This window comes from Chryseobacterium sp. S90, from assembly GCF_047444895.1.
Taxonomy (GTDB): domain Bacteria; phylum Bacteroidota; class Bacteroidia; order Flavobacteriales; family Weeksellaceae; genus Chryseobacterium.
The window spans coordinates 200,628-221,947 of record NZ_JBLGCX010000003.1; the positions used below are offsets into that span (position 1 = coordinate 200,628).

Consider the following 21,320-nt stretch of genomic DNA (forward strand, 5'->3'; position numbering starts at 1 on the left):
AAATCATCCATCTATTTCTTAAAACTAAATGGTACTGCAACTACACAGTAACAAGGTCAAAATCCTTTTCCAGGGATAAAAAAGTGAGCTCCGAATTTTAAAATATAACATAAAAAATCATTGAAACTAAAAAGTAATTGTGCTGACAAGCATAAATTGTAAATTATTATGGAAGAAAATAAATTAACCCCAAGAGAAGAATTAAAAACCTATTTTGAAACGGGCAAAGCTCCCACACAAAATCAGTTTTCTGATTTGATTGATTCTTTGAGACATAAAGAAGATGGTCTTACCAATAAGGAAATAATATATCTTGCCAATAGGTTGGAAGCTATTGATAACGGATCCATTGAATATGTCAATTTTAGTACTGAAGATGAACACTTTCCAATTGTGATAAGCTCACAGGATGAAGAAGATGAGGTAATTGATGTAGGTAAAGGTAATAACTTTGGAGCAAAGAGGTATTTTGTTGGTACTGCACCTTACACCATTAGTGCAAAAAAATTCTCAGCAGAAAATTTAAAGGGAACTGAATATTATGCTTTGCGTTACGAAGCAGATCCTACTTATACGTATAATAATATGATGGCGAGGCTGTTTGGGAATACGCTGCCTCCAATTCCTGATGGGTTTGACTTTGGACCTCTTAAAGGTAAAAGATTTTATTTTGAAATAAGCAAGCGTGATTATGGACAAATAATAAACATTGTAAACACCAATATTAAGTTTATTAATAAAACTGAAGCACTTATTGAGTATATGGTATATGGAGGAGGAGGAAGTCTTTGGGGACACGAATATACAAGTGGAGATATTGTTACTGATCATTATGATATAGGAGATTACTTGAACTTTTTTTATAGAGCAGACCTTAGAAAAATCAATAAGCCTATAGAATGCAGGGTCTATGATGGAGATACCGATCAGCTTTTAGCAACCAGTCACCTGACTGCCAACCAAAATAATATAAACATTCCAAGTAATGGGACGGCAGATAAAACCAGAAATGTTAGGATAGAATGTGATTATCAGAATCTTACCCTAGAGACAGAATAAAAAAAATCTCAAATCTGTTTTTTCAAAAGCGATAAATAAATTCTGTGAAAGTGGGGACAAATATTCATTACTGCAACTACGGAATAGAGAATCTAAAAACTTTCCCGGAAACATGAAAAAGATGAACTTCGGGCTTTGAACCAATTACTCATCCTCCGATTTTAAAAAAGATTATTACCATTACAGAATAGAGAAGCTCAAAAAAATTAAAGGAATAAGAAAAGTATAAGTCCCAAATTTTAAAAAACATAATATAAATAATCATTGAAACCCAAAGGTAATTATGCTAAGCATAAACCGTAAAAGAATAGTAGTACTATGGAAGAAAATAAACTAACCCCAAGAGATCAATTAAAAACCTATTTTGAAACAGGTAAACATCCTACACAAAACCAATTCTCGGATCTGATAGATTCTTTAAGACATAAAGAAGATGTACTAAACAAAAAAGAAATGTTAATCTTTGCTAATAGTTTGGCATCTATTGATAGTGCGTTTATTTACTATTTCGCAAATAACGTGGGAGATTTAGAAATCCAGATTTTTGTGATCTCACCGGATGAAGAAGATCAGGTGATCACAATAAGAGATTCTACCAAAGTAGGTGTAGTGAGACAATATTTATTTGGAAGTGCTCCTTATACCATTAAAATTAAAAAGATATCAGAAGGTAATTTAGCAGAAACCGAATACTATAGTTTTGGTTATCAATTAAGTGAGAGCTATTATATTCGTAGATTATTTGGAAACAATCTGCATACAATTCCTGATGGCTTTGACCTTGGAGAATTGAAGAACACCAGACTCCCCATCGAAATTACCAGGATAGATAATAATGTAAGAATAAATATTGTAAATACAAGTATTAAATTTCTTAACAAAACTGAAGTGCCTATCCAGTATAGAGCATATTCTCAATATTGGGGTAATGAATATGGAATAAAAGATACTGTTACAGATCATTATGATGCATGGGACCTTTTGTACATTTCTTATAATGCTGACCTTCAGGCTGTCAGCCAGAACATACAGTGCGATTTGTATGATGCTGATACTAATACTCTTGTAGCGACTGGGTATTTGTATGCCGGGCAAAGTCAAGAGAATTGGTGGGGAGGTCAGGTCAATGCAGTAAGAAATGTTAGGATCGAATGCAGCTATTCTGAAAATGTAAAATAAGGAAGCCTAAAAAATAAGTAACTGCAACTACAGGCAGGCAGGGACAAAAAACTTTTATAAGAACAATAAAGTGATTAATTTTGAACTGTCATCATAACATAAATAGTAATTGCTATTAGGTAACAAAAACAAGCCAGTATAAAAGATCTTGAGATCACAAGGCGGTAGAGAATTAATCCATTACATTCTCATTACTAAAAATACAACCACAATCGGGTAAGATACTCGGCGATGAAAGCTTTTCCATTGGAATTTCATCCGCAAAGCGAAACGATGGTTGTAAAATCTATTTTTTTGAACGCAACTCATAAATTCTGTGAAAACAGAAAGAGGAAATGTATTGCAGAAGATGAAGAAAAGTATAGGCTTAATGATTTGCTTATTAGTGATATATGAATTACTGCAACTACAGGATAGAGAGGTCGAAAAAGTTTTATAGGAACAAAAAAAGAATCAACTTTGAACCTTACATTACAACTGGTAATCAGCTCCGGAAAACAAGTATACTAAGAGCATAAAGCAAATAAAGAAAACTAAAATATCATGGAAGAAAATAATACATTAATCCCAAGAGAGGAGCTGAAAACCTACTTTGAAACCGGTAAATATCCTACAGAAAGCCAGTTTGGCAGATTCATAGATAATTATCTCCATTTAAATGAGCTTAATTTCGGGCTGGATGTAAAGGCATCAGCAGATTGGACTGCGAAATACTATCATTTCTATCGGGCTGGAAACATTGAAAAATCAGGACGTGGACATATTAACCTGGAAGCTGAATATGAAAGCGTACCGCCACAGATAGAAAATTATGTACATGCTTTCAGCAGAAATGTAAGTTATAAATATTTAAAGGTAAAATTATCAAACGACTTAGATATTGATAAATACAAACCCAAGATTATCATAAAACGTTACAAACAGAAAAAAAAGATCAAGGATGGATTCAAAGATGCAGGTTTTTATAAAGAACAGCTGCTCGATGCACAATCCTTAGGCAGAATGTCCGAATACCCTGTAACGTCTAAAGAAATGACCCTGGATATCAATCCTATTCATTATTTTAAACCAGGATCAGAGTTCAATGAATTCTATCCATCGGGGACACTTACAAGACCTGGCTCATTCAGACATACGGTTCATCACAGAAAACCATTTGCTCTTATTCAGATGCTTTTGGAAATTGAGATCAACGGAAGAAAATATACATCGCATCCCGTTAATATAAAAATTATTATGGGGCGGAACATGACTGATTTGGTTAATTACATTATTGATTAATCACAAACATACCTCAATCGGAGAGATTCTCATTGGCAGGACACCTCTTAGCGCCTGGAATCCCGGAATTTTCTGATGCACAAACATTAGAATCTCCTCCCGGAAGCAGAGTAATAGATCTTCGGATCTGCTGCACTCTTTCTGGCGTAGATGGAATCTTTAAAAAAGCAGGACTCCCATGATGGAGCAACTTTCCAAGGGCAGCTGCTTTGGCAGTTGTGGAGAGATACTCGAATGTGAGCAACTTTCCGGTTGAGATTTCTTTAAAAAAACTACCAAATACAATGTAACCATCCTTGAGATGTGTTGCATGTTATTTAAAAACATATAAAACATACCTTAATCGGAGAGATTCTCATTGGCAGGACACCTCTTAGCACCTGGAATCCCGGAATTTTCTGATGCACAAACATTAGAATCTCCTCCCGGAAGCAGGGCAATAGATTTTCGGATCCGTTGCACTCTTTCAGGCGTAGATGGAATCTTGAAAAAAGCAGGACTCCCATGATGGAGCAACTTTCCAAGGGCAGCTGCTGTAGCAGTTGTGGAGAGATACTCGAATGTGAGATACTTTCCGGTTGAGGTTTTTTGAAATAAATACAAGATAGGTGGAAGCATCTTAAAAGTAAAAAGAAGCAGTACACCAGATCCTAAAAAGCATAAAACCAATGGAGTCAGAACAATTACAAAAATTATTTACTCATTTAGAAAAGGTTATTACATGGCGTATAAACAATCCATCAGAGGATTTTAGTGTAGGAGCCCCTGAATTTAATACCAGTAACCATGAAAACTTTCAATTAGGAGATTATATTTCAGGGAAAGAGCTTGCCCATCAGGAAGTTGTGATTCTTTTAATGGCTTTATTACCACGATTGGATCCATCATTGCTGAAACGCATTTATTTGGATTTTCCGGGTAGTGCGCTGTTTGACTTCTGTTCAACCAATGATAACGGCAGGCTCTTTTATCCTACAATTCATGCTGCTCAATATATTTTAGGAGGAGAAAGTATTTCAGAACGATTGAAAGCACTGGATTATTTCGGTCCGAAGTCGATTTTGAGTAAAGAAGAACTCATTGTTTTTTCAGGCTCAGCTCATGAGCAGGCATCAATAAACGGTCAGATAAGTGTTCATGAAGAAGCCTTTAATAAGATCATTTTTGGCCTGGAATTATTACCGAAAATGAGCAATGATTTTCCGGCAGAACGAATACAAACCCATCGATCATGGACAGATTTAATACTTCCTCAAACTACACTGGATGAACTTAAGTGTATTGAGAACTGGTACAATAGCAGCCGGATTCTTATGGAAGACTGGGACATGCAGACAAAACTTAAACCAGGGTTCAGGGTATTGTTTCATGGAGAACCGGGAACGGGAAAAACTCTTGCCGCCAGTCTTTTAGGGAAATATACCCAACGCCCTGTTTTCAGAGTAGATGTTTCTATGCTGGTCTCAAAGTACATCGGAGAAACAGAAAAACAATTATCTAAACTGTTCGACAAAGCAGAAAATAAAAACTGGATTTTATTTTTTGATGAAGCAGATGCCATTTTCGGAAAACGAACTTCTGTAAAAGATGCTCATGACAAATACGCCAATCAGGAAGTTTCTTACTTACTGCAAAGGATAGAAACATTTTCAGGGCTTATTATTCTGGCATCCAACTTTAAAAATAATATGGATAAAGCCTTTACGCGACGCTTTCATAGCTGCATACAATTTAATAATCCAAAGCATGAAGAGCGTCTGCGTATCTGGCAGCAAAACTTACCCGAACAATTACAACTTGAAAATATTGATCTGGAACAAATTGCCCGACACTATGAATTAACCGGTTCTAATATTATGAATATCATACAGGATGTAAGTTTAAAAGCAATTGCATTAAAAGAACCTGGTTACAAAGTAAGTGTAGACATGTTATTAGACAGCATCAAAAAAGAATATGTAAAAGAAGATAAAATATTTATGTAAAAATTTGAATTTCAATCAGATTCATGGAGTTGAAATCAAAATTATAAACCTGTTCAATTTTTAAAAACTAAAACTAATGAAAGCAAAAATTCTGCTATTGATCATATTGAGCAGCTTTATATTGGGCTGCCGAACCAAACACAAAATTACAACCACCTATAAAGAGAATACAAAAGAAACAGAAAAAGTGAAAGTTGATTCTTCAAGCTTACACAACTTACAATCAACCGAAAGTAAATCAGCTGATGTAACCTTGAAGGAAGAGATAAATGAAATATCAGGAGATCTGTTGATTAAAGGAAAATCTGATGCATCTAATCCCTTTGTCTTTCATAATGTGATAGGACGTGATACCATTCAGAGTATTTCCATCATGGGAAATGCAGAATACTCCATCAATAACCATTATGCAAAGATCAACCATGAAAAAGCAGAGGTTAAAAAAGAAGAATCCATCCATGTTATTCAAGATTTGACCCGGAAAACCAGTTCAAAAGAAACCACCAGAGAAGTGGCTTCAAAAACCTCGGAAGAAACAAAAAATATTCAATCAAACGGATTTGAAATCGTAGCCTGGATTTTCATTATAATTCTTGGAATCACTTTAATACTCATCTTTTTCACCTATAAATATTTTAAGTTATGAAAACATCACAAAAAGGAATCAATCTGATTGTATCATTTGAAGGTTTTAGTTCAAAGCCTTATCTGGATTCTGCAGGAATTCCGACAATTGGTTACGGTAACACTTACTATACAGGAGGAAAGAAAGTAACCATGAAAGATCCTGCAATCAGCAAAGAAAAAGGGATAGAGTTATTTTCAGCTGTTTTACCGACTTATGAAAAAATCGTCAACAGTAAAATTAAAGTAATCCTTACTCAAAATCAATTTGATGCCCTGGTATCACATACTTACAATACCGGCGGATCAGATGGATTATTTTCTTTGATTAATAAAAAAGCAGAAGAGCAGGCAATCAGAAATTGGTTTACCACGAAATATATTACTGCTGCCGGAAAAACATTAAACGGACTTATCCGTAGAAGAAAGGCTGAAGCTGATCTGTTCTTTTCTAAATAAACAATTCCCACCTGTTAGTGGGATTTTAAGCCATATTATCATTGGAAATAAATCTCTAAATCAGATAAATGGTCTTTTCTCGTTTCCCTGTTTCGGCTTCTAACTGCTCATACAGCTTAAATTCACGAAGATTTTATAGACATCATTGTATTATTTTGAGATCGTAAAGGTGTAATCTGCTTCGTGGTTCCTCCAAGGGAATACATAACCATATCGTTTCACCAGCAACCATATTGCTTTCTTCGGCCCCTTTGACATGCCATGCCATGCAATAGAAATAACCTTTAGCCCTTCCCAAATTATCAATTTTATCAAAACTAATTATCAATTATCAAATGAGTACACCATTACATACAATTTTCAGTTGGTTTGAAACTGGAGATTTTCCAACAGAAACCCAGTTTAAAGACACGTTTTTATCTTTCTATCACAAAGATGACTTAATCCCTATGCAAGGTATTGAAGGGTTTGAAGAAATTTTTCAATTATTTGCCAGTGCGGAAGATTTTAAAAAACACTTAGCAGATCCAGCGGCTCATTCGGAATACCTGGCTTTACTGAATGCCGGTAATCTAACGCCAGCTCATGTTGACAGCTGGAAAAATAAGCTTGGAATTAAAAATGTTGCTACGGTTGATAGTTCTGAGCAGCTAGGGAATGTATATACTAAAATACAGATAGACGGCTTTGTTGATGAATTGAAAGATGCAGATAAAGACTTGGCATCCAATATAGAAAAGATTAAAAAGATATTGTTGTCTAACGACCTTTCTTTGGATGAACTTCAGGAAATAATCGATTTCATTAAAAAAAGTCGTGACGATATTGAAGCTTTAAAAGCTGTTTCAGGGCAGACAAGTGAAGATAAAGTAAAGCTGTTATTTGACTACAGCGGGGTAGGCAGCCCGAAAAATCAACAGGAATTTAATAAGCAGATCTATGATAAGGTTTTACTTATCTCGCAGACCCCTACAAGTGCAGTGGTGCAAGTCGCAGGAAATGCAGTATTTCCTAACACCCTTGAAACGGAAAATGTGATCATTCAGGCCCGGGATAGTGTCACGGGTAAAAAAATAAATGTTGACGATTATGCCACCAATCAAACCATAGAGGTTAAGATGATAGGCGTCCTCGTGAATCCTATTAATATTCTCATTTTAAAAGTTAAACCATAAAAAAATAAAAAAACTATGAATAATAACGCCGTAATAAGTAACAATGCAAATCAGGATAATTTTTTTGGTGAGCTGCAACGTACCCGATTTCATTACCATGATACATTACCTGATACGACTGGAGTTCCTGCAGGTTGGATAATCGATTATAAAGGGCAGCTGCATCAATGGAACGGAACCGGTTGGATTAACCTGGCCCAAAATTATGTACATCCGGATTATCCACTAACCAATAATCCATTTCAGACAGATCAGACAAGCGGGCTTTTATTGCTAAGTCAGATCCTGACCAATAGTTCAGGGCATGTTATTAAAGTAGCAGGCCGAAATCTTACCAATGCAGATATTGTCTCTATTTTCCTGAATGATGCTACTCAGTCAGGAACCTATACATGGTCATCCAATAAGATTAAAACATATATTGAAAACTTAGTAGGACAAAGTCTTACAGGAGCATTGATTTATCAGCCTGGAGGCTATATTCCTTCTACCGCTGAAGGCTCAATGACAACTCCATCACCTGTTACATCAGCTACCATTAAAACAGGGATGGTATGGGTGATTACAGCAAATGGCTGGGTGGGTAATGAGCCCGTTTCTGTCGGTGACCACCTTATTGCCAATACCGATGATGCCTCCAATGCGCCTAAAAATTATCAGATCATAGAAAAAGGGATTCCTGACATTGTAGATGCTACAGATGCGGTGAAAGGACTGATTCAGATTGCTACAGATGTTGAAGCTATTGCAGGAGTAGATCCTAATAAAGCAATGACTCCAAGATCCACGAAAGCAGTTCTGGATGCAAAAATTAAATCCAAAACATGGCAGATCGGAGATGGATCTTCCGTTACTTTCCCCATTACTCATGGCTGGAATACCCAGAATGTTGATTATATCTGTTATCGTAATACTGACAACAGAAAAATAAATGTAAGCTGTGTGACGACATCGCCAAATGAAGTACAAATAGATGTGCTGGCTCCCCTTACTCCGAATGAATATAGAATTACTTTAACTGCAAGACTAGACTAATGATTGCTCCTGAATATTTTAACAATCACATCGCTGTAGAAGGCGAAATAATTGTGAAAAGTGTTCCAAACGATGCAGGTTCTGTAATGGTTTGGAATTCTGTAACGAAAAAAATCAGCACAAGAACCCATGCGGAAATAGTTGCTGATTTAGATTTAATGACTTTAAGTACCAATCAATTTGTAAACGGTCAGAAATATTTTATAAGTTCTGGAATATCGGATGAATATTCCAATAGGCTTTGGGTAAGAAGTGATGATGGTGCAGAACCAGGGATCACATTCTCAAAAATTGGAGATATTTCATCTACACTTACTCTGAGAAATGATGGATTTCATTTTGGAGTAGCTTCTAAGAATCATTATGATTATGTAAAAGCAGAAGGATATAGGAAAAATGGTTCCTCTGATAACCACTTTTTAACAGGGGGTGGAAATGACTACGATTCCCGAAGAAAAGAAGATTCCTGGTATCATTCCGGAAGAAACTTTCCACAGGGGACATTCATTGAAACAGATATTGATTATTCAGTAACATATGGAGACCAGTTCCTTTTAGAAATGAAAGGGAATATGTACAGTAATGGTCAGTATTTACCTTTAGATTCTAAAATCCAGGGGTATATTTACAATGATACTATTATATCAGAAGGAGGCTATTCTACCTTAAATTATTTTAATTATGTAATATGCTTAAACTTCAATGGTAAACTGGCTATTTGGTTTCCAGGTATGGGATATTGGCAAGGGTTTGATGCGAAAATAACTGTAGGCTACGGAGGTTTGGACCAGGGAAGAAACAGAGTGACTTCAATTACAGACAGTGGGGATCCGGGAGGAACAAAAAGAGTTCAGATTAATCTTAAACATTTACTTACAAAAGAAGAGTTAGTTTCTGGTAATACATTCTGGGAGAAGAAAGATACAGGTGGTTATTGGGTATTAGATTCAGATAGACCTATAGCGGGTTTAAACGGTAATAGTTCTCAGGTTATTTTATCAGGTGGCTTACTGGCTTCTTCTGCTTATACTGATTCCCAGTTCATTCCTCCGTATGGAATACATTCAAGAGGCTTTGTTCAAACAGATGAAGGATTTCAAAACAGGTTCTACAAAGCAGATGAAAGAAATAGAATTTGGTCATTTGCTAATGCAGATACTTATGGACTTTCTTACTATCAGGGCAATGCCAATAGTTTGAATGAAGGGATTGGTTTTCATTTTGGAGATGCAAATAACCCTACCCATTTTCTCGGGCGGTCTGGTCAGATTTATTCTAAACAAGGTATTTATTCTACTTCATTTACTACAGGAAATAACCAAGTTTTAAATTATAGCGGCCCATCTACATTATATATAGGAAATCCTACTATTAATACTATTGTAGAATCTAATAATAGTGATATTATACACTATAAAAATGGAGTAAACGGAGTGGTTTGGGATGCTCATAATTTAGATCCGTCAACTTTTGTTAATGCATCAGCTTTAAATAATTATGTTCCTTATAATGGCGCAGCACAGGATGTGAATCTTGGGGCAAAGGATTTAGAATTTAATGGAGGTGGATCAATAAGTAAGCACCAAAATAATGTAAGAATATTTAATAAAGTTTATCAGGGCTATTATGATGTTGGAGGGCATACAGGTATTTTAGCGATTAAAATGCCGCAAGCTTCACCAGATCAGGCTATGTTCAGTATTGATATCAATATTTATGGATATGAAAGTCAATACTTAGGAAAAGTGAATGTGGCTTTCTATAAATATGTATCAGGAACTATGATCTCCAATGGTTCAAAAGCGATATGGGAAGTAACAGACAATTTTCCTACAACTACCGCCAGAATCGGAATTGGAACTGATGGATACGTAAGTATTTTATTAGGAGAGTCAGATACATTCTGGAATGGGTATTTTTCATTTGAAGTAGCTAAAGTAGAAGTTAAATATGGAAACTATAATCTGGATTGGAATCTGGGATGGTCTCATGCGATAGAACCTAACTTTGACTTATATCCGTCTAATATCATTACTTTACCTTCTGATGTAGTCGCTACAAGAAGTTGGTTAACTAATTTTGCAAATAGCAGCTATATCCCTAAGGCTGTTCAATATAATGATAACTTCAACAGTCTTGGAGGGTATTCCAATTCCGGAGTTTACAGAGCAAACAACAACGCAGGAGGGGTTCAGCATTTATATAGTCCTATGCTGCATATGGGTGCTCAGGACACTACAGCACAGTTGCAGATAAAATATAATGATGGTAATGCAGACGCAGGAGAATTAGTCTATAGAGGCGGACACAATGGCAATTGGACACTATGGAGAAGAGCCTGGGATAATGTAAATTTCAAACCGAGTGATTACCAGACAAGAAATACGGATGAAATTGTATCGGCCGCAAAAACTTATTATAACAGAATACCTTTCAAACTAAAAAACAGTTCATATAAATCCTGGTCTATTCAGAAACCTACCAATAACAATTTAATATTGGCACCTTCTGTTACAAATAATGCAGAAGACTGGGATTTAGGTAATGGTATAGAATTCACTGATGCTGGCCAGGTTTCATCAAAAGGATTCAATAAAATCGGGTATAATGATAACTATATTTTAACAGCAGGTGGAGGCCAGAGATTAGCCTCAGATTTTGTATCATCTTCAGACTTAGGGAACTATCTCAGAAAAGATGGCGGTACTATGACAGGTGCCTTTAATATAGAGACTCCTTCTATGTTAGGTAAGTGGAAAAGTACAGCACAGACAGGGAATTATCTGACCTGGCAAAAATATGATGGCTCTAAAGATATAGCTTATATCGGAGCTGATGGAAATTCTGCCTTATGGGGTGGGACAGGAGATAGTTTTGTAGTTCGTGCTGCAAATGGTGGTGATTTATTATTGAGTTCAGACAGTGGTGTTGTTAAAATTCAGGGAGGCATTCCGTGGACTACTAACAATTTAAATCCCGGAGAATACTTAACAAAAAGAGGTAATCATCAGGATGCAACCGCAGTAAAAACAGATTATCCTTTAAGCGTTACAGATTGGGCTTCAGGTACTGGATTCCCGTCTACTTATGGTAACTCTTTACACATTGCAGGAAGTAATACATGGTATCATAGAATAGATTTTCCTTTATTCAGCAATCACTTAGAGTATTGGCAGGCGATTAATACAACAACCATGACGAAAAAAGGGAATATTCCTTTGTTGTCAGATGGTGAAACGCTTTGGTCTAATAATAACTTTAATCCTGACGCTAAAGTTAATTCTGCAGAAAATGCTCAGACATTAGGATTCTCCAATGGTTTATCAGCAGGTGCACCTTACATATACCATAGAACAGATGGTTACGTGTTTTTAGCAACACACAATTGGGTCAACAGCAAGTTTGTTAATGTCGATGGCCAGCAGGATATTACCGGACTGAAGGTTATTAAAGGCAGAGCAAAAAACACAGGCACAGGCTGGGGCAATACCAGTACATCAGCCGAATATTCATTTTTAGTAGAAACTGAAAGTGGTTCAAATACTGATAATCAATACACCGCATCCATCGGATTTTCCTCTAATAGCGGAACACAAGCAGGTATATATGTAAGAAGTAATGACGGAAATGGTACATCTATGGCTTTTGCAACAACGAATTCGTTTGCAGCAGGACCTCAGATTGCGATGACTATTGATAATTATGGTGCCGTTAATCATGTAAGATCAAGACCAACATTTCAGGGAAATACAATTTGGGATGCCGGTAATCTTACCATTACGATGATAAGTAACTGGAACGATAAATTTAAAGATTTAAAGTATGTTGCTGATTTAAACTTAGTTTCTGAATCTGGAATTTACAGACAGGAAGCCCCGTCTTCAGGGTTTAATTATACCACTACTTTAAATCTGAACTCATCTGATGGCAGACAACAGTTGACCATTGATAGAGCAGGCGGTGGTATGAAATTCAGAGGGAGTTATGCAGGTTCTGGAGATACAGGATGGCAGCCTTGGAGGACTGTCTGGAGTGATTTGAATTTCTCACAAAGTAATATTGACGGTTGGAATTATATGTACAACAATGGTATTATTGTAAACCAACAATTTACTAATCAGACGGGTAATGGATTAATGGTTGTTGATAATTATAACGGTGGAGAATCCGGTATATATAATGAAAAAGATAAATTCTATTTAGCAGTATTAAAAGATGAATACTATAAATATTCAAGCAGTTATAAAGGCTGGGAAGGGATTAACTTCAATAGAGGAAACAAGAATATTGGTATAGGTACAAAAGCTAATGATTCACATAAAGTAAATATTGCAGGATCACTAAATGTTTCAGACTCTGTAAATGTTGGGGGCTCAGTACATGTTTCAGATTCAGTAGACGTTGCTGTTTCAGTATATGTTGGGGACTCAGTAAAGGCTATTAAAAACTTTAAATCCGAAAATGAAGATCCTAATACTTTATTTATTCCGGACGGAAGTTTATCACGTCTTGATGATGAGATTACCAATGAAAAATCCAGAATGAGATTATCTCATGGCATGATTGAACAGCAGCCGGGAACTCAATATTATGATTCTGATAATAGAATGCTGGTAATCAGATGTGTATATGGTGAGCATTTTATATTAGGAAAATGTTTCCGGGGTCAAAGAATATTGGTGTTAAATGCTAGTGATAATTGGCAAGGATTTGACATAGAAAGTGCAGGGTATTCATATAAAATACCACCTTATAGCTCTATCCAGTTATTTGTCTGGGATGAAAAGACCGTTTATAAATATGCGGAAAATAAGATGTATTAAAAATGATTAGTCATAACTAATATTAAATGACGTCACCTATCTTAAAAGTGGCGTCATTTGCCCGTTCGTAATCATGCCGGGATTATCTTCATACCCTTTTATAGGCAATGGAGTTCGTTTATACCTGATTAAAATGCAATTACTGTTATTTTCAAATGAAATTGTCTTTAAATTAGTGAACAAGCGCCCATATTAAAACACCGATTCCGGCATAAACAGTAACCGTAATGATATCGGCAATGGGTTGTGAAAAGCGTTTTTCTGCAATTTTTTCGCTGTTGATCTGGTTTTTATGAAATTTCAGAACTTTTTTAGGATTATAAACAGCGTGTGCAACCAGGCTGTCGCTTTCCCATCTGTCAACTATTATTTTATAGCTCTTTCCATCAACATCAATTTTAACATTTTTGTTAGGGGCAAGCTTCTCCTGAATATTAACCGGAGCAGGAGGTTGGGCGGCTACATTTTGTAGTTGCGTTGAAGTATTATTAGCTAAGTCGGGTTTCTTTTTTGGGCCTTGCTTATTATCTGTTGAGGTATCCGGCTGCTTTTTTACCTGATAAGTATAGCAGCTGGTGAGAGAAAATGATATGATGATGAGATAAAGATACTTTTGCATTAGCCAAATTTAAGAATTAAACGGAATATTTAGCATTTTCTTTTAAAAGATCCTGTTTTTATAAAAATTATCTCTGATAAATGATTGAGCACGTTTGAACTTGTTGAAAAGTAAGTTTACTGCAACTACAGAATGGAGAGGCCAAAAAACTTTCATAGGAGCTTTAAAAACAAGAATTTTGAACACTGTAATTACAAACAGCATTACTCTGTTTCAGAAAAATAAAGTTTACTGCAACTACAGAATAGGAAGGTCAAAAAACTTTTATAAGAGCAAAAGAAAAATGAAATTTGAACTCTGAAGAATGTGAAAGTCATTGAGTTCAAAAGATGTCAAATAAAGTGATAAACATTGACAAATGCATAGTTTTCTTAATGACAACATATAAGCAATGCGATAATTGACAATATGATAGAAGAGAGTGAATAAATAATCACTCAAAAAGTAGAATCTCATTCTAAGCAGTCAGTCTATAAGATAGTTTAGATTTCGCAACTGTCAATTTTATCAAAACTAATTTTCAATAATTAAAATGAGTACACCATTAAATATAATTTTCAGCTGGTTTGAAAAAGGTGATATTCCTACAGAATATCAGTTTAAGCAGACCTTTTCTTCATTCCGCCATTTAGATGAAAAAATCAAAATGGATGAGGTGGCAGGCTTATATGAAGCTTTTCAAAAAACACTGCCTGTCTCAACTTTTACCAATCATCTGGAAGATGAAAACGCACATATTTCAGTGCTGGCAAAGCGTAATGCATCCAATCTTACGGAGGCTAATGTAGAGGAATGGAAAGAAAAATTAAAAATCAGATTAGCCGCTACTATAGATGGTAGTGAAGAGACGGGAAATGTCTTTACCAAAGAGCAGATCAGAGAAATAGTCAATGCATTTCAGGCAAAAGATGATGAAATGCTTGAACATATCAGGAGAATTAATGAAATATTAGCCTCTGATGATACCAACCTTGATGAAATTCAGGAAATCGTAGACAATATCAAAGCCAACAGGGAACAGATAGAAATGCTTAAAGAGGCTGTTGCCAGAAGTATTTCAGATGATAAAATCAACCTTGCTGGTATGTATTCAAACTGGGGTGCCATTACTTATCAAAATCAGTTTAATGATTTGGTATACAGTAAAATTAAAAATATCGAAGACGCAGCCAGCGCCGAAAAAATTAAACACGAAGAGAGAGTTAGAGGGGACTCCAGGATAAAACATGATCTTGATACCCTAAGTTTTGTAATTGATGCTTACGACACAGTTACAATGTTTACAATACCTATTAAGGTAAGAAGAATAGACACCAATACTATAGAAGTGCTGTTTGATTCATTACCACCCAATATAATTCAGTTAACAATTAAAAAAATATAATTATGGACATTAAATACGCTTATTATCGAAGCTCTGTAGGATACAAAATAGAGGGGAAAACAGACAATGATATTTTAACCGCAGGCGGCGGAACAAGAGGAATCAATTCTTTTTGGCATGATGGAAACTTAAATCCGCTAGATTATGTACCAAAAACAAGAACTTTAACAATTAACGGTACAGCCTATGATTTGTCAGCAAACAGATCATTTACAACTCCGGATACCATTACCCGTATGAAAGGAGGGGCATCCGGTACTTTGGTTTCCGGAGATGTTACCCTTGCAGCAGGTGCTAATATGGCCGTTAACCAAACCGGAAATACAATCACATTAGTTTCTACAGACACTACCTACAGCGCAGGTAATGGTTTGACATTGTCAGGAACTTCATTTTCCTTACCGGTTACTACTTCTGGTACAGGAAATGTGGTTACGGGTATTAGTCAGACAACCAATGGCCTAACGGTAACTCTGGGTTCTATGCCTACTTCATCAGATTTAGCGAATTATATTCCGGTATCACAAAAAGGAGCCGCGAATGGGGTTGCTGCACTGGATGCATCAGGACTGGTGCCTGCATCTCAATTGCCATCTTATGTGGATGATGTTTTAGAGGGATATTATAAAACTGCTGACGGGAAATTTTACAAAGAAGCGGGTTATACTACCCTTATCACTGGTGAGACAGGTAAAATTTATGTATCTCTTGATACCAATAAAACATACCGATGGACTGGAACAACGTTCGTTTATATCACCTCAGGGGCTGTAGATTCTGTAAATGGATTAACGGGTGTTGTAGTCTTAAACAAATCTCATGTAGGTTTAGGGAATGTTGATAACACAGCAGATGCAGCAAAAAGCGTTCTTTCTGCTACAAAATGGACCACACCAAGAACGATTACGCTTTCCGGAGTTACTGCAACAGCGCAAACCATTGACGGTTCCGGAAATGTAGCAGTACCTGTTACTGCTGTTCCTGCGACATTATTAACTGGAACGGCTTCAATTAATACAACAGGATCAGCTGCAAAATTGACAACCCCAAGGACAATTTCTGCTTCAGGTGATGCTACATGGACCGCAACTTTTGACGGTTCTGCAAACGTTACCTCAGGGTTGACATTAGCTGCAACAGGAGTAACTGCCGGAACTTATGATGAGGTTACTGTTGATGCTAAAGGTAGAGTTACAGCCGGAAGTAATACTGTAAAATCTTACACTACGGCTATTTCCGGATCTTCAGGTGTAGTGCACAACTTAGGGACCAGAAATGTAGATGTAGCCATGTATGATACAGTAACCTTTTACAAAATAGATGGCAGAATAAAATTAACCGATCCGAATAAAATAGATGTTGAATTTGATTCTGCTTTACCTAATACTGTATCCATAACAGTAACGCGTAAAGATATTTAACATGGATGTAAAATACGCATATTATAACACTTCTAAAGGCTATAAAGTAACGGGTGGCACAGCTGCCCAGTTTTTAAAGGCAGATGGTTCTCTGGATAACAGTTCTTATGTTAATAAATCAGGAGACACGATGAGTGGTACCCTCACATTAAATCAGGCCGTAAGCAGTATGATAAGAAAAGATTTATCTACAATAACGACAGGAACCGGATTTGCAAGAGATATTTTACAGTTGGCAGGTTCTAATGGCGTAGTGGATACTGTTGGGTGGTTTGGCAATGTAGATGCAGAAGGTACTGTAAAAGTGACATATGGTTATTTAGGTACAACAGCTTACAATACTACTAAGGCACTCCTCTGGACATCTGATCAGAGAGTTGGAATCGGACTGGGAGGAGCTTCATTACCACTCGATGGATATAGGCTTCATGTTTCCGGGAATAGCTATACATCAGGCAATATAGGAGTTGCAGGAGTAATTAACAGTACTGCGGGTGAACTTCAGATTCAAAGGCAGGGAGTAAACAGAATTAAAACAGGTTCTGCATATACATTAATTTCAGGAGATGGAGCTTCGGGAATCGTTTATTTGAGACCCCAGGGAGAGTCAACAAGCGCAGGCCAGGTAGTTATCAATGCTAATAACACTCAGTTTGTAGATGCTTATAATTTGTTATTTGGCAACCAAACTACAGCGGGATCAACTATTTTCCATACTAATCTGGCTAATTCTACCCATGGCTATGGAATGTGGCTGGCCCATAATTTACAGTTTAATGGTACTGATTTCATCCAGCCAAGAGGATCATTAAACTCATTGGGACTTACTGTAAATAACCATAAAACTTTTTCATTTAATTATGGGAGTGCTACTGGTACAAATGGGGATATTCCGACACTAACCGAGGTTGTGAAAATTAGTAACACAGGTAAAATTACAACTTTAAATGATGGGACTTCTGCGGATTGGATATCAGCATACAATACAGGTTTTCTTTACAGAGGTGTTTTAGGTCCTACAGTAGATTTAAATAGTATTACTTCTACAGGATGGTGGGCTCAGACAGGAAATGCCAATGCAACTTCTGCAAATAATTATCCCGCAGGTTTAGCAGGTCAATTAAGGGTTTACTATACTTCAACACATATAGTTCAGGAATATACTACCTATGCTAATAATAATGATGTCTATAGGAGGTATTATTTCAGTGGAACCTGGTATCCCTGGACAAAAGATTGGGATTCAAATGATTTTTCTGCTACCAATATAAACAACTGGAATACCGCATTCAATTGGGGAAATCATGCTAATGCAGGATATCTTTCCAATGCCGTATTATCTAATTACTACACAAAAAGTGAGGCTTTAAATGCATTCGTTGGTAAAAATGGAGTTGAAACAATAAGCGATACCAAGACATTTACCCATAGCCCTGTTATTCCGGCAGGAACTTTAGAGACTCATGCAGTCAACATAAAACAGCTAAATACAAAAGCTAATGGTCAGGAAAATGCTATGGCTGTGGGATTTTCGTCCGGAAATATACCTACTTCAGATGGAAATGCATTTCCGTATATGTATCATAGTTCAGGATTATATGTAGCATTGGCAACACAGTCTTATGTACAGACAAACTTTTTAAGTACCCCGAATGGTACATCCGTTATCATTTCAGGTTCAAATCTGAATAATTACCTTAAAACAGGCTTTTACAGGGGAGTGGGATTAGCCAATGCGCCTTTAAATAATAACGGCTGGTGGTATGTGACTATTGAAACCCACGATGGTACCTGGGTAAAGCAGACTGCAACTTCATTTGGGTCAAGTAATACGGGCAATATAACCTACCAAAGGACTATGAGTGGAGGCAGCTGGTCTAATTGGGCGCAAATCTGGACTACTCAGGATTTTAGCATAGGGAGTATTCAGCAATGGAATTATATGGCACAGTACGGGTTGCAGCTCAACTCGGAGTTTACAGTAAATACAGGATCAGGTTTAGTGATCTCAGATAACCATCTGAATAGTACTGAATCAGGTATTGTAGATATCCATCAGAAAAGACTGTTAGCTGCGAAACGAAACGAATATTATTCTTATGGTTCTGAGTATAATGGGTTTGGAGGTTTAAATCTTCATACGGAGTTGAGTCACTTCGGAATGGGAAGAGAGGCGAATCCGGGTGATAAATTAACTGTAGAAGGATCTGTAAAAGCCAGTGAAAACTTTAAATCTGAAGATGAAAACCCAGATACAATGTTTATTCCTAGCGGTAGAACAGCTACTCTTAAAGATGAAATTGTTAATGATCAGTCTGATCCTAAGGATTATGCCGTTAGATTAGATCCACACGAATATGAGTTCTTTTCCAGCAATCTTAGCATAGATGATAGAAACAGGCTTATTCATGTTATTGGAGAACAGATTAAAATGGTGGTCAATTTCAAAGAAATCTATCCGAAACAGCAGATCGTTATTTATAACTTTGACAGTGGAGGTACCATGGGAGTTGATGTATATGGCAAAAGAATATATAATATTAGCCCAAACTGTTTCCTTAGACTGTATGTAACAAAATCACGAAGAATAATTGCAGAACAGGAACAAGTCTGTAAGTTTATCTGGTAAGAAATAGAATAGTTATCACGTAATATAAATTAAAAACTTCTTACGATACTGTAAGATAAAACCCACAGTCAGAGGATGAAAGTCTTCTGATTGTGGGTTTTGTATTGGTATATGTTCTGAACACTATTGGTTTTATAATCAATCTGGTTTATTGTATAAGAAGTAGAATTAACATTTTTATAAAATAGAATCCACACATCCAGATAGGTCGTGCCGTAATTTTTTCTATATTTAGAATAACTATATCATTATAAATATAATATAAAAAAGACAATGCCGATAAACCCAATACCTCCGGACGGAGGCCTGTTGTATAAAGAAACAGATATGGCTCACTTTTTCCCTGAGCCCTTAAATGCAATCACTGCCGTATTATTTTTAGCCATAGCCATTTTCTGGACCCTTAAAATGAAGGGTAATTTTAAAAAATATCCTTTTTTAACCTACTGCCTGGTGTTATTATATATTGGTGCCATAGGAGGAACGGTTTACCATTCATTCAGGCAATGGCCGGTATTTATTATGATGGATTGGCTGCCCATTATGGTATTGTGCCTGTCTGCAGGATTTTATTTTATAACTCAGAGTACCAGATGGTATTATGCTGCTGTAATGGTTCTGGGATATGCACTCCTTATGTTCGCTTTGAGAAACTGGATTTTGGCAGATAATCCTTCTCTTTTTATCAACGTCAATTATGCAATCATGGCCTCATTTGTAGTTTTCTCGGTACTAAGGTATTTGATGTATACCCAATGGAAAGCCGGCAAATGGGTAGGCTTTGCCGTATTGTCGTTTGTTTTTGCATTGACCTTCCGTATCGCTGATAAATGGGAATGGTTCAGCTTCGGAACCCACTTTCTATGGCATACTTTCGGGGCAATAGCGACGTTTTGTATGTTTAATTATATCTATCTTACAAGAAATATAATTAGAAAAACATAAATAGTTAAAAAAATAAGAAAATAACATTATGAAAAATATTCTTTTTTTATTTTTTCCTGCTGTTATGTGTAATTGTCAAACAAATAATATTAAGATCAGTTCAGAGTCAATTAATATTACAAGGAAAATAATTTCTGTTAAACAAGATAAAATGGTAAGTGTCTTAATAGCTGATAACAAAGATATTATAGAAATATTCAAACCGAATACCAATAATGTTTGTACTAAAATTAAATTAGGAAAAAAATATTCATTTAAAGTAACATGTGTAAGTTGTTTAATACAACAAGGTGTTGACTCTCCTAAAATATATACTTTAGATGATTCGACTATGATAATGTATAACAACTATTATACAGCAGAAGAAGATCAAAATATTTGTATAAAATAATTTTTTTAATAGAAATTCTTTGCTGGGCAAAGTCTCCTGACTTTGAGCTAGTAAAGAAGATTATTACCTTTAGATTTACTCCAAAGTCAAGAGGCTTCGGAGAGCGAGGGAGTAAAAAGGTATGTTACAATTTAAATGGCTCTATATCAAATTTGCTAACTCAATAGCTTTGCCATATTCTTAACAGCTTAAAAAATCTTAATGGTTCAAACATATTCAATCATTTTTGAAACTGTTGACTTGATTTTAAGAGAGCAAAGAATAGCATAACAATGACCTTTGCGCCATAGCACTCAACCAGCAAATATTTT

General features: G+C 36.0%; 17 protein-coding genes. 14 read left to right on the plus strand and 3 right to left on the minus strand.

What is annotated here, in order from left to right:
* Nucleotides 1–168 precede the first annotated feature (168 nt).
* The 3 genes from ACLMCG_RS10825 (at nucleotide 169) to ACLMCG_RS10835 (ending at nucleotide 3,519) form a co-directional block, all read left to right on the plus strand.
* Complete coding sequence (locus ACLMCG_RS10825; RefSeq protein ID WP_413959547.1) at nucleotides 169–1,059, plus strand: hypothetical protein; 891 nt, start codon at nucleotides 169–171, stop codon at nucleotides 1,057–1,059.
* Nucleotides 1,060–1,377: 318 nt separating this feature from the next.
* Nucleotides 1,378–2,238, plus strand: coding sequence for a hypothetical protein (locus ACLMCG_RS10830; protein WP_223599600.1), 861 nt, complete (start codon nucleotides 1,378–1,380; stop codon nucleotides 2,236–2,238).
* A 543-nt stretch (nucleotides 2,239–2,781) separates the two neighbouring features.
* Nucleotides 2,782–3,519 carry a hypothetical protein gene (locus tag ACLMCG_RS10835; protein ID WP_413959548.1) on the plus strand — a complete coding sequence of 246 codons (738 nt, stop codon included), beginning with the start codon at nucleotides 2,782–2,784 and terminating at the stop codon, nucleotides 3,517–3,519.
* Nucleotides 3,520–3,532: 13 nt separating this feature from the next.
* Here the strand turns inward: ACLMCG_RS10835 and ACLMCG_RS10840 are convergent, their stop codons facing one another.
* Both ACLMCG_RS10840 and ACLMCG_RS10845 read right to left on the minus strand, forming a co-directional pair.
* The gene (locus tag ACLMCG_RS10840) at nucleotides 3,533–3,763 is read right to left on the minus strand and encodes a hypothetical protein (protein WP_413959549.1); all 231 of its coding nucleotides are present in this window, start codon (nucleotides 3,761–3,763) and stop codon (nucleotides 3,533–3,535) included.
* Between the two features lie 95 nt (nucleotides 3,764–3,858).
* Nucleotides 3,859–4,137, minus strand: a complete 279-nt coding sequence (locus ACLMCG_RS10845) for a hypothetical protein (protein WP_413959550.1) — start codon at nucleotides 4,135–4,137, stop codon at nucleotides 3,859–3,861.
* 50 nt (nucleotides 4,138–4,187) lie between these two features.
* Between ACLMCG_RS10845 and ACLMCG_RS10850 the strand changes: the two genes are divergently transcribed.
* The 6 genes from ACLMCG_RS10850 (at nucleotide 4,188) to ACLMCG_RS10875 (ending at nucleotide 13,620) form a co-directional block, all read left to right on the plus strand.
* Nucleotides 4,188–5,504 (plus strand): ATP-binding protein, encoded by a 1,317-nt coding sequence (locus ACLMCG_RS10850; protein WP_413959551.1) that lies wholly within the window; start codon nucleotides 4,188–4,190, stop codon nucleotides 5,502–5,504.
* Between the two features lie 76 nt (nucleotides 5,505–5,580).
* Nucleotides 5,581–6,150, plus strand: a complete 570-nt coding sequence (locus tag ACLMCG_RS10855; RefSeq protein ID WP_413959552.1) for a hypothetical protein — start codon at nucleotides 5,581–5,583, stop codon at nucleotides 6,148–6,150.
* Nucleotides 6,147–6,587 carry a lysozyme gene (locus ACLMCG_RS10860; protein ID WP_413959553.1) on the plus strand — a complete coding sequence of 147 codons (441 nt, stop codon included), beginning with the start codon at nucleotides 6,147–6,149 and terminating at the stop codon, nucleotides 6,585–6,587. The genes ACLMCG_RS10855 and ACLMCG_RS10860 overlap by 4 nt, the downstream gene beginning before the upstream one ends.
* A gap of 335 nt (nucleotides 6,588–6,922) precedes the next feature.
* Nucleotides 6,923–7,762, plus strand: coding sequence for a hypothetical protein (locus ACLMCG_RS10865; RefSeq protein ID WP_223599607.1), 840 nt, complete (start codon nucleotides 6,923–6,925; stop codon nucleotides 7,760–7,762).
* 15 nt (nucleotides 7,763–7,777) lie between these two features.
* Complete coding sequence (locus ACLMCG_RS10870; protein WP_223599608.1) at nucleotides 7,778–8,797, plus strand: hypothetical protein; 1,020 nt, start codon at nucleotides 7,778–7,780, stop codon at nucleotides 8,795–8,797.
* The gene (locus ACLMCG_RS10875; protein WP_413959554.1) at nucleotides 8,797–13,620 is read left to right on the plus strand and encodes a hypothetical protein; all 4,824 of its coding nucleotides are present in this window, start codon (nucleotides 8,797–8,799) and stop codon (nucleotides 13,618–13,620) included. The genes ACLMCG_RS10870 and ACLMCG_RS10875 overlap by 1 nt, the downstream gene beginning before the upstream one ends.
* Before the next feature lie 172 nt (nucleotides 13,621–13,792).
* On the opposite strand, the gene ACLMCG_RS10880 is transcribed toward ACLMCG_RS10875, so the two are convergent.
* The gene (locus ACLMCG_RS10880) at nucleotides 13,793–14,239 is read right to left on the minus strand and encodes a hypothetical protein (protein ID WP_413959555.1); all 447 of its coding nucleotides are present in this window, start codon (nucleotides 14,237–14,239) and stop codon (nucleotides 13,793–13,795) included.
* A 532-nt stretch (nucleotides 14,240–14,771) separates the two neighbouring features.
* On the opposite strand from ACLMCG_RS10880, the gene ACLMCG_RS10885 reads away from it, so the two are divergent.
* From ACLMCG_RS10885 to ACLMCG_RS10905, 5 genes are all read left to right on the plus strand, one after another.
* Complete coding sequence (locus ACLMCG_RS10885) at nucleotides 14,772–15,623, plus strand: hypothetical protein (protein ID WP_413959556.1); 852 nt, start codon at nucleotides 14,772–14,774, stop codon at nucleotides 15,621–15,623.
* A gap of 2 nt (nucleotides 15,624–15,625) precedes the next feature.
* Nucleotides 15,626–17,044, plus strand: a complete 1,419-nt coding sequence (locus ACLMCG_RS10890) for a hypothetical protein (protein ID WP_223599612.1) — start codon at nucleotides 15,626–15,628, stop codon at nucleotides 17,042–17,044.
* A gap of 1 nt (nucleotide 17,045) precedes the next feature.
* A complete protein-coding gene (locus ACLMCG_RS10895) occupies nucleotides 17,046–19,673 on the plus strand; it encodes a pyocin knob domain-containing protein (protein ID WP_413959557.1) in 2,628 nt (875 codons plus the stop codon).
* A 273-nt stretch (nucleotides 19,674–19,946) separates the two neighbouring features.
* A complete protein-coding gene (locus tag ACLMCG_RS10900) occupies nucleotides 19,947–20,618 on the plus strand; it encodes a hypothetical protein (protein ID WP_413959558.1) in 672 nt (223 codons plus the stop codon).
* Between the two features lie 28 nt (nucleotides 20,619–20,646).
* The gene (locus ACLMCG_RS10905) at nucleotides 20,647–21,009 is read left to right on the plus strand and encodes a hypothetical protein (protein ID WP_413959559.1); all 363 of its coding nucleotides are present in this window, start codon (nucleotides 20,647–20,649) and stop codon (nucleotides 21,007–21,009) included.
* The last annotated feature ends 311 nt before the right edge of the window (nucleotides 21,010–21,320 follow it).

What these genes read in the sequence shown, in the direction of transcription:
- ACLMCG_RS10825 (WP_413959547.1), top strand. Translation starts at nt 169, where the DNA reads ATGGAAGAAAATAAATTAACCCCAAGAGAAGAATTAAAAACCTATTTT.
- ACLMCG_RS10830 (WP_223599600.1), top strand. Translation starts at nt 1,378, where the DNA reads ATGGAAGAAAATAAACTAACCCCAAGAGATCAATTAAAAACCTATTTT.
- ACLMCG_RS10835 (WP_413959548.1), top strand. Translation starts at nt 2,782, where the DNA reads ATGGAAGAAAATAATACATTAATCCCAAGAGAGGAGCTGAAAACCTAC.
- ACLMCG_RS10845 (WP_413959550.1), bottom strand. Translation starts at nt 4,137, where the DNA reads ATGCTTCCACCTATCTTGTATTTATTTCAAAAAACCTCAACCGGAAAG.
- ACLMCG_RS10850 (WP_413959551.1), top strand. Translation starts at nt 4,188, where the DNA reads ATGGAGTCAGAACAATTACAAAAATTATTTACTCATTTAGAAAAGGTT.
- ACLMCG_RS10855 (WP_413959552.1), top strand. Translation starts at nt 5,581, where the DNA reads ATGAAAGCAAAAATTCTGCTATTGATCATATTGAGCAGCTTTATATTG.
- ACLMCG_RS10860 (WP_413959553.1), top strand. Translation starts at nt 6,147, where the DNA reads ATGAAAACATCACAAAAAGGAATCAATCTGATTGTATCATTTGAAGGT.
- ACLMCG_RS10865 (WP_223599607.1), top strand. Translation starts at nt 6,923, where the DNA reads ATGAGTACACCATTACATACAATTTTCAGTTGGTTTGAAACTGGAGAT.
- ACLMCG_RS10870 (WP_223599608.1), top strand. Translation starts at nt 7,778, where the DNA reads ATGAATAATAACGCCGTAATAAGTAACAATGCAAATCAGGATAATTTT.
- ACLMCG_RS10875 (WP_413959554.1), top strand. Translation starts at nt 8,797, where the DNA reads ATGATTGCTCCTGAATATTTTAACAATCACATCGCTGTAGAAGGCGAA.
- ACLMCG_RS10880 (WP_413959555.1), bottom strand. Translation starts at nt 14,239, where the DNA reads ATGCAAAAGTATCTTTATCTCATCATCATATCATTTTCTCTCACCAGC.
- ACLMCG_RS10885 (WP_413959556.1), top strand. Translation starts at nt 14,772, where the DNA reads ATGAGTACACCATTAAATATAATTTTCAGCTGGTTTGAAAAAGGTGAT.
- ACLMCG_RS10890 (WP_223599612.1), top strand. Translation starts at nt 15,626, where the DNA reads ATGGACATTAAATACGCTTATTATCGAAGCTCTGTAGGATACAAAATA.
- ACLMCG_RS10895 (WP_413959557.1), top strand. Translation starts at nt 17,046, where the DNA reads ATGGATGTAAAATACGCATATTATAACACTTCTAAAGGCTATAAAGTA.
- ACLMCG_RS10900 (WP_413959558.1), top strand. Translation starts at nt 19,947, where the DNA reads ATGCCGATAAACCCAATACCTCCGGACGGAGGCCTGTTGTATAAAGAA.
- ACLMCG_RS10905 (WP_413959559.1), top strand. Translation starts at nt 20,647, where the DNA reads ATGAAAAATATTCTTTTTTTATTTTTTCCTGCTGTTATGTGTAATTGT.